The organism is Bacillus sp. JJ1127 (genome assembly GCF_036965845.1).
Taxonomy (GTDB): domain Bacteria; phylum Bacillota; class Bacilli; order Bacillales; family Bacillaceae_G; genus Bacillus_A.
Window position 1 is genome coordinate 1 of the sequence record NZ_JBALQK010000065.1, and the last position, 1,630, is coordinate 1,630.

The 1,630-nt window shown below is 39.6% G+C and carries 2 protein-coding genes; both read left to right on the forward strand.

Annotated features, from left to right (window positions below):
• Positions 1 to 565: 565 nt before the first annotated feature.
• Positions 566 to 916, forward strand: a complete 351-nt coding sequence (locus V7183_RS08315; protein WP_335359192.1) for an ASCH domain-containing protein — start codon at positions 566 to 568, stop codon at positions 914 to 916.
• A gap of 18 nt (positions 917 to 934) precedes the next feature.
• Positions 935 to 1,375, forward strand: coding sequence for a DUF2269 family protein (locus V7183_RS08320; RefSeq protein ID WP_230577047.1), 441 nt, complete (start codon positions 935 to 937; stop codon positions 1,373 to 1,375).
• The last annotated feature ends 255 nt before the right edge of the window (positions 1,376 to 1,630 follow it).

A 1,630-nucleotide genomic window follows, 5' to 3' on the forward strand; every position in this document is an offset into this window, starting at 1 on the left:
CACACTACATTAAGTATATATAGGAAAATTACCATTATATTGTAATTTTATATTATTTTAAGCTATTAGAGAACCAAAAATTTGAAAATTTCTCTTGTTTTATTTATGAATCTTACAGCGTAAATGGTATATATAATGAAATCAAAAAAGGATGAGTCCCCCATCCTTTTCCTCTCACAAAATGAATGTTATATAAACCTATATATCACGGTGTTTCCGAAGGGAAATGAACTGTCAGTTTTCATCCCAATTTCTGCGTACAAATTCAACTCCCCAGAGCCTGCATAATTCACCTATTAATTTTTGTTAGGACGGAACAACAAAAAATGCCTGCAACAATACAGGAATTTTCATCCAACATTATTANNAAAAAATGCCTGCAACAATACAGGAATTTTCATCCAACATTATTATAATTATCAAACTTTATTTTAAATCTACATTTATCGTATAAACATTGTATGAAAGTTTGTTATCCCTATTAAGTAGAAACTTGCTATATAGAATAATTTTTTTATATGATAAAGTGGGCTTATGCTTAAATGAAAAAAGGAGAGTGACCCAGATGACAAATCAAAATGAAACGAACGCTTTACCGCCAAAAACATGTACGATTGAACGTCTCATCACGATTCAGGAGGACATTGAAAAAGTGCTTGCAGGACAGAAAACGGCTACTCGCCGCAACGGGAGATATGCGGATGTCGGGGAAGTGATGAAGCTTCAAGGTCACCGGTATGTTGTGGAGAATGTCTATTCTCAGTCACTTGGCAAATTGACTGATGAGCATGCCCGTCAAGAAGGCTATGCGAATGTGGAGGAATATAAGCAATCTATCCTGTCTCTTCACCCTGGCATGCCGTGGCTGCCAAATATGAGAGTTTGGGTTCATGAGTTCCGTCCCATCGAAGGTTAATGTGATATAAGGATGGACATGCTGTATCGACTGCTTCTGTATGTACATATTTTCAGTGTAATCTTATCCATCGGCCCGTTTTTTGTATTGCTTCCGCTCATCAAAAAATTGCGGGCTTCAGAGGCCCGAACACAGCAGGCTTATCTGGATGTATTTCGATTTTCGGTCAGGCTGGCCAAGCATGCCGGGCATGTGCTGGTTGCATCCGGGGTTCTGCTTGTACTGGCGGGCCCATGGACTTGGAAGACCCCTTGGATAGTGATGACCCTTATTCTCATGGCGAGTTCATTATTTTTCCTGGCCCGCGCCTTTTCACCGACCATTCGGAAATTCAGTGAAACGGGCCAAGACAAGGACGCCTTGATTCAATTGTTGCGGCGTTCTGTTTGGATTTACATTGTTCTTTTAATGGCGATGTTATGGTTCATGGTGACAAAGCCTGCGTTGTGGCAGGGGTGATAGATCTAGGGCGAATAGCGGCTTTGTGTGATTGCCGTTTGAATTCGCCGGGTGGCATGGAACAAGGACAAGCCAAAACTGGCTTGTCCTTATTGTAGTTACGCTTTGAAGAGGTGATGGAATAGTCTTTTACGATCTGGACCTATTACCCCAAAGCAAGGTTTTTGTTGTAGCTTTGGAATAAAGTTTGATTAAAAAATGCTCTTCAATCCTTATTTAACAACAAATATAAAAACTCCATTTTGAAAAAAGATT

Coding starts and splice junctions, on each gene's coding strand:
- V7183_RS08315 (WP_335359192.1), top strand. CDS start 566: ATGACAAATCAAAATGAAACGAACGCTTTACCGCCAAAAACATGTACG.
- V7183_RS08320 (WP_230577047.1), top strand. CDS start 935: ATGCTGTATCGACTGCTTCTGTATGTACATATTTTCAGTGTAATCTTA.